The sequence below is a fragment of the Kitasatospora xanthocidica genome, assembly GCF_014656195.1.
Taxonomy (GTDB): domain Bacteria; phylum Actinomycetota; class Actinomycetes; order Streptomycetales; family Streptomycetaceae; genus Kitasatospora; species Kitasatospora xanthocidica.
On sequence record NZ_BNBY01000006.1, the window covers coordinates 23,255 to 29,833 of the forward strand.

At 74.0% G+C, this 6,579-nt stretch carries 6 protein-coding genes; all 6 read left to right on the forward strand.

The genetic code is table 11. The features are described from left to right. Nucleotides 1-144: 144 nt before the first annotated feature. A complete protein-coding gene (gene ispD / locus IE332_RS12475) occupies nt 145-900 on the forward strand; it encodes a 2-C-methyl-D-erythritol 4-phosphate cytidylyltransferase (protein ID WP_229928586.1) in 756 nt (251 codons plus the stop codon). Beyond that, entirely contained in the window at nt 890-1,390 is a 501-nt protein-coding gene (gene ispF / locus IE332_RS12480) for a 2-C-methyl-D-erythritol 2,4-cyclodiphosphate synthase (RefSeq protein WP_189915895.1), read from the forward strand. The genes ispD and ispF overlap by 11 nt, the downstream gene beginning before the upstream one ends. A 204-nt stretch (nt 1,391-1,594) precedes the next feature. Further along, nucleotides 1,595-1,990 (forward strand): PPOX class F420-dependent oxidoreductase, encoded by a 396-nt coding sequence (locus IE332_RS12485; RefSeq protein WP_189915896.1) that lies wholly within the window; start codon nt 1,595-1,597, stop codon nt 1,988-1,990. 118 nt (nt 1,991-2,108) lie between these two features. After that, nucleotides 2,109-3,518, forward strand: coding sequence for a cysteine--tRNA ligase (gene cysS / locus IE332_RS12490; RefSeq protein WP_189915897.1), 1,410 nt, complete (start codon nt 2,109-2,111; stop codon nt 3,516-3,518). Nucleotides 3,519-3,655: 137 nt separating this feature from the next. Then, complete coding sequence (rlmB, locus tag IE332_RS12495; protein WP_189915898.1) at nt 3,656-4,648, forward strand: 23S rRNA (guanosine(2251)-2'-O)-methyltransferase RlmB; 993 nt, start codon at nt 3,656-3,658, stop codon at nt 4,646-4,648. 217 nt (nt 4,649-4,865) lie between these two features. Next, nucleotides 4,866-6,545: a DoxX family membrane protein gene (locus IE332_RS41860; protein ID WP_189915899.1), complete on the forward strand. Its 1,680-nt coding sequence runs from the start codon at nt 4,866-4,868 to the stop codon at nt 6,543-6,545. Nucleotides 6,546-6,579: the final 34 nt, after the last annotated feature.

Below are 6,579 nucleotides of genomic sequence, written 5' to 3' on the forward strand. Positions count from 1 at the left end.
GCACCCGCTCTCCCGTGGAACTTCCATGGAGTGCGGGTCGTGCGGAGCTGTGCGGCGGGTAGTGGGACCGTGGTTCTTCGGAAGGGGCCCGGTGCGCCCGCCGGGCACGCCATGGCCATACCCACTTCGCCGAAGGAGTGAAACCTGAACGCGTCAGCAGCAGTCGCAGCAGCAGTGGTGCCCGCCGCCGGACGCGGTGAGCGGCTGGGGCCAGGGGCCCCGAAGGCCCTGCGGGAGCTGGGCGGTGTGCCGCTCCTGGTGCACGCCGTCCGGGCGCTGGCCCGCAGCCGGGCGGTCGGCCTGGTCGTGGTCGCCGCACCCGCCGACGGGGTGGCCGAGGTGGTCGCCCTGCTGGACAGCCACGGGCTGGACGACAAGGACATCCGGGTGGTGGCCGGCGGCGCGACCCGCCAGGAGTCGGTGCGCCTCGGCCTGGCCGCGATCCCGGAGGACGTCGGGATCGTCCTGGTGCACGACGCGGCCCGCCCGCTCGTGCCGGTCGAGGTGGTGGACGCCGTCGCGGCCGCCGTCCGGGCCGGGGCCCGGGCCGTGGTGCCCGCGGTGCCGCTGGCCGACACCGTGAAGCGGGTCGAACCGAACCCGGGCCACCCGGAGCCGGTGCTCGACACGCCCGAGCGGTCCACCCTGCGCGCGGTGCAGACCCCGCAGGGCTTCGACCGCGCCACCCTGGTCGAGGTGCACGCCAAGGCGCTGGCCGAGGAGAGCGCGGGCACCGCCGACGCGCCGCCCGTCACCGATGACGCCGGCCTGGTCGAGCGCTACGGCGGCCAGGTCGTCGTGGTGCCCGGCCACGAGGAGGCGTTCAAGGTCACCCGTCCGCTGGACCTCGTGCTCGCCGAGGCCGTACTCGCCCGCCGGAGGGCCGCCGATGCCTACTGACCCACAGCTCCCCCTGATCCCCCGCGTCGGGATCGGCACCGACGTGCACGCCTTCGAGGCCGGCCGCCCGCTCTGGGTGGCCGGGCTGGAGTGGCCGGACGCCGGGGTCGGGCTCTCCGGGCACTCGGACGCCGACGTGGCCGCGCACGCCGCCTGCGACGCGCTGTTCTCGGCCGCCGGGATCGGCGACCTGGGCGCGCACTTCGGCACCGACCGCCCGGAGTGGGCCGGCGCCTCCGGGGTGAAGCTGCTCGGCGAGGCGGCCCGGCTGGTCCGCGAGGCCGGCTTCGAGATCGGCAACGTCGCGGTCCAGGTGATCGGCGTCCGGCCGAAGATCGGCAAGCGGCGGGCCGAGGCGCAGGCCGCGCTCTCGGAGGCGGCCGGCGCCCCGGTCTCCGTCTCCGGCACCACCACCGACGGGCTGGGCCTGACCGGCCGGGCCGAGGGGCTGGCCGCGATCGCCACCGCCCTGGTGTACGAACGGCGTTGAGTCCGGCGGGGCGGTGAGGGCGCGGGCCGGTGGGGTGGTCGGTGGAGCGGCCGGAAGCGTGTCCGGAAGCAGGTCGGGAAGAAAACCGCGTCTGACGGGTGTTCACCCGGTGGCGCGGGGGCCCGGGTCGGTACTGTCGGCTCGGGCCCGCGCGGGGCTTCCCCTCGGGCCGTGACCGCCGCGACGAGATGAGGTTTCGCCACGATGACCACCCAACTCTCCGACCGCGCCAAGGCGCTGATCGACGGCAAGAGCTTCGCCGTGGTCTCCACCGTCCAGCCCGACGGCAGCCCCCAGTCCTCGGTGGTCTGGGTCAAGAGGGACGGCGACGACATCCTCTTCTCCACCGTCGAGGGCCGCCGCAAGCACCTCAACCTGGTGCGGGACCCGCGCGTCTCGATCCTGCTCAACCCGGCGGACAGCCCGTACGAGTACCTGGAGGCGCGCGGGGAGGTCAGCATGACCACCGAGGGCGGCCGGGAGCTGATCGACGAGCTGGCCGCCAAGTACCGCGGGGTGGACAAGTACACCTGGGACGGCCCGGACGACGTCCGGGTGATCGTGCGCCTCAGCCCGCGCAAGGTGGTCGGCAGCATCTGACCTTCCCGCCGGCTTCCCGCCGGCTTTCCGCCCGCGACCTGCCCTTCCCCGGGATCACAGCACCGTTGTCCCGGGGAATGTGGCGGGGCACCCCCCACTTCCCACTACGCTTGACGCTGTGAGCATTCGTCTGTACGACACCAGCACCCGACAGGTACGCGACTTCGTCCCGCTTGTACCGGGTTGTGTCTCGATCTACCTGTGCGGCGCTACCGTCCAGTCGGCGCCTCACATCGGGCACATCCGTTCCGGGCTCAACTTCGACATCATGCAGCGGTGGTTCGCCTACCGCGGCTACCAGGTGACCTTCGCCCGGAACGTCACCGACATCGACGACAAGATCATCGCCAAGGAGCGCGAGCTCGGCACGCCGTGGTGGCAGATCGCCTACGAGAACGAGCGCGCCTTCAACGACGGCTACGACGCGCTCGGCTGCCTGCCGCCGACGGTGGAGCCGCGGGCCACCGGGCACATCCCCGAGATGATCGAGATGATGCAGGGGCTCATCGAGAAGGGCCACGCCTACGCGGCCGACGGCAACGTCTACTTCGACGTGAAGTCCTACCCGGACTACCTCGAGCTCTCCAACCAGAAGCTCGACGACCTGCGCCAGCCGAGCGGCGAGGGTGAGACCGGCAAGCGGGACCAGCGCGACTTCGCGATGTGGAAGGCCACCAAGCCGGGCGAGCCGAGCTGGGAGACCCCGTGGGGCCGCGGCCGTCCGGGCTGGCACCTGGAGTGCTCGGCGATGGCCCACAAGTACCTGGGCCCGGCCTTCGACATCCACGGCGGCGGGCTGGACCTGATCTTCCCGCACCACGAGAACGAGATCGCCCAGTCCAAGGCGTACGGTGACGCCTTCGCCGCCTTCTGGGTGCACAACGCCTGGGTCACCATGGCCGGCGAGAAGATGAGCAAGTCGCTGGGCAACTCGGTGCTGGTCTCCGAGATGGTCCGGGCGTGGCGGCCGATCGTGCTCCGGTACTACCTGGCGGCCCCGCACTACCGCTCGATGATCGAGTACAGCGTGGACTCGCTGCGTGAGGCCGAGGCCGGCTTCGGCCGGATCGAGGGCTTCGTCCAGCGCGCCGTCGAGCGCTGCGGCACGGTCGACGCGGCGCCCGAGGTGCCGCCGGCCTTCGCCGAGGCGATGGACGACGACTTCGGCGTCCCGCAGGCGCTGGCCATCGTGCACACCGCCGTCCGCCAGGGCAACAGCGCCCTGAACGCGGACGACAAGGAGAGCGTGGTGGCGCGACTGGCCGAGGTCCGTGCGATGCTCGGTGTACTGGGCCTCGACCCGCTCGACCCGCAGTGGGCCGGGACGGAGCGCGGTGAGACTGGGACACTTAAGAGCATGCACGGTGTGGTCGACTCGCTGGTCCGCCTGGTCCTCGACCAGCGGCAGGCGGCGCGCCAGCGCAAGGACTTCGCCACCGCGGATGCCATCCGCGACCAGCTCGGCCTGGCCGGGCTGGCGATCGAGGACACCCCGTCCGGCCCGCGCTGGACGATCAACAGCCAGTAACCCCATCTGACGATCGGGGTGATGGGTGGGCCGTACCGGACCGGTGCGGCCCTCCCGCATGACGTACGCATGCCGTCGGCCGCCGCCGGGACAGACCGGGGCGGCGAGGGCATGCCGGACAGACAGGAAGTACAGCCATGGCCGGCAACAGTGCACGCAGGAACCGCCGCAACCCCGGATCGAAGAAGGGTGCGTCTGTCGGTACCGGCGGCCACAGCCGGAAGGCGCTCCAGGGCAAGGGCCCGACCCCGCCCGGGGAGGAGCGCAAGGGCCACCCCAAGCAGCGGGCCGCCAACGCCGCGATCAAGCGCGAGCGGGACGCCAAGGCCCGGGCCGGCATGCGCCGGGCCGGTGCCGGCGGTCGCGGCGGTCGCGGCGGCGCGGGCAGCGCCGAGCTGGTCTTCGGCCGCAACTCGGTCGTCGAGGCCCTCCAGGGCGACGTGCCGGCCAACGCGCTGTACGTCCAGCAGTTCATCGACACCGACGACCGGGTCCGCGACGCCTTCCAGGCCGCCAACGACCGCGGCATCCCGCTGATGGAGGCCCCGCGCCCGCAGCTGGACCAGATGACCGGCGGGATGAACCACCAGGGCCTGGTGCTCCAGGTCCCGCCGTACGAGTACGCGCACCCGGACGACCTCCTGGTCGACGCCTCCGACGCCGGCCAGGACGCGCTGATCATCGCGCTGGACGGCGTCACCGACTCGCGCAACCTCGGCGCCGTCGTCCGCTCCGCCGCCGCCTTCGGCGCGCACGGCGTGGTCATCCCCGAGCGCCGCGCGGCCGGCATGACCGCCGGTGCCTGGAAGACCTCCTCCGGTGCCGCGGCCCGGCTGCCCGTCGCCCGGGCCACCAACCTGACCCGCACCCTGGAGGCCTACCAGAAGGCCGGCCTGATGGTGGTCGGCCTGGCCGCCGACGGCGAGGCCGAGCTGGGTGACCTGGAGCTGCTGACCGGCCCGGTCGTGATCGTCGCGGGCAGCGAGGGCAAGGGCCTGTCCCGGCTGGTCTCGGAGACCTGCGACATGCGGGTGCGGATCCCGATGTCCGGCCTGACCGAGTCGCTGAACGCCGGTGTCGCGGCGGGCATCGTGCTGTACGAGGCCGCGCGGCTGCGCGCCAAGCGCTGAGTGCTGATCGGTCAGTGCTGATCGCTGGGCAATGATCGCTGAGCGCTGAGCACGTTCGACGGGCGGGGCGCAGGCGATCTTCCGTATTGCCCGCAATTCGAGTGAAAGGCGATCGGGCCCGACCGGGTCCGATCGCTTTTTTCATGATCACTTCAAGTGTGCGCCGGACATCCACCCGGGAGAGTGTCCTAAGCGGCCGTCACCCGGTTAGACGGGCGTGGACACCAGAACACCTCGGCGCCCCCTGTTCGGCGGCGGCAGCACCGGGATAGACGCGGGCCCCGGCCTCAACACCGTGAAGGTGGAGTCGGACCCCGCGCGGCTCAGCATCACCCAGGCGAGCTTCCGACTCCGGCTCGGCGCCCCGGTGGCGCCGCTGATCGAGGCTCCGGCCGGACTGCTGTCCACCGGCGCCGCGTTCGGCGACCCGTACGCCAACCAGGGCCTGATCCGCCGTCCGCTGGTCACCCCGCAGGTCGTCGTCCCGGCCTCCGCCGTCCCGGCGCTGGCCGGGGCCGGAGCCGGCGGTGCGCCGCGCCGCAAGGGCCGGGTCACCGCCGTCACCTGGACCGGCCAGGCACCCCCCGGCGACCTCGCCGCCACCCAGCTGCTGGAGGCGGTGCGCCAGGGCGGAACCCCGGCCCGCGGCGGCGTCGGCGTCGGCCTGGCCGAGGCGGAGACCCAGGTCATCCCGTCCCTCGCGGGCGCCCGGACCGTCCCGCGCCAGCCCCGCGAGGGCGACGGCACCGCCACCGACGCGGGCGTCGGCCCGGTCGGCGAGCCGCACGGCTGGACCCCGAGCGGCGAACTGCCCGAGGTCTCCGCCACCGACGCCGAGGGCAAGCAGCCCTGGTACCCCGGCCGCCGGGTCGACCTCGGCCTGGTGCTGCTGCCGCTGCGCGCCGTCCTCGGCTCGCTCTCGGTCTACGCCGGGTTCAGCAAGCTCTGCGACCCGGTGTACTTCGACGGCGGCGAGCGCGGCTCGATGATGCGCTGGCTCTCCTCGCTGCACCCCTGGAAGGTCGCCGAGCCGCTGCTGGCCTTCGCCATGGCGCACCCGGTGGGCGCCGGGCTGGCGGTGTCGTTCATCGAGATCGTGGTCGGCGTGCTGACCGTCCTCGGCCTCTGGCAGCGGCTCGCGGCCGGGGCGGCGATGGCGCTCTCCGCCGCGCTGCTGTTCACCGTCAGCTGGCGGGCCGTACCGGTCTACGACACCCCCGACCTGATCTTCCTCGCGGCCTGGAGCCCGCTGCTGATCGCCGGGGCGCCGTTCGCCTCCCTGGACGGCCGGCTCAACCTGGAGGCCTGGCGGCGGTACGGCGCCGACGCGCCCCGCGCACTGCGCCGCCGGGTGCTGCGCCGGGGCACCGTGGTCACCACCGTCGTCGTCGGCCTGACCCTGCTGCTCGGTTCGATGCTCGGTGCGGCCGTCCGCACCGGCGCCCGGGCGCACCAGGCACCGACCCGTCCGGCCACCGACTACGGCACCCCGGTGTGGCCGTCCGGCGGCCCGTCCGGCGCCCCGGGGGGCAAGGGCCCGTCCACGTCGTCGCCCTCGCCCACCGCCCCGCGCCCGGCCACCCCGACCCCGAGCGCCGGTACGCCGTCCGCCGCCCAGAGCGCCAAGCCGGCCACCCCGACGCCCAGCGGCAAGGGGCACTCCGGCAAGCCGGAGGCCGGGACCGGCTCCTCCCCGGCCCCCGCCGCCCCGTCCGCCGGGGGCGGTCCCGCCCCCGCCCAGCGCAGCACCCCGGGCCCCGGCGGCTCGGGCCCGGCGCCGAAGACCAGCCCGAGCTCCGGCTCCGGACTGCTCGGCGGGGTGCTGGGCAGCGCGCCGCTGGCCGACCTGTCCGGCGGCACCCGTTCCACCCGCCCGGGGGCGCCTACGGCGACCTGAGGGCCCTGACACGCCGGTCGGCCGGGTGCTCCCC

Coding starts and splice junctions, on each gene's coding strand:
- ispF (WP_189915895.1), top strand. CDS start 890: ATGCCTACTGACCCACAGCTCCCCCTGATCCCCCGCGTCGGGATCGGC.
- IE332_RS12485 (WP_189915896.1), top strand. CDS start 1,595: ATGACCACCCAACTCTCCGACCGCGCCAAGGCGCTGATCGACGGCAAG.
- rlmB (WP_189915898.1), top strand. CDS start 3,656: ATGGCCGGCAACAGTGCACGCAGGAACCGCCGCAACCCCGGATCGAAG.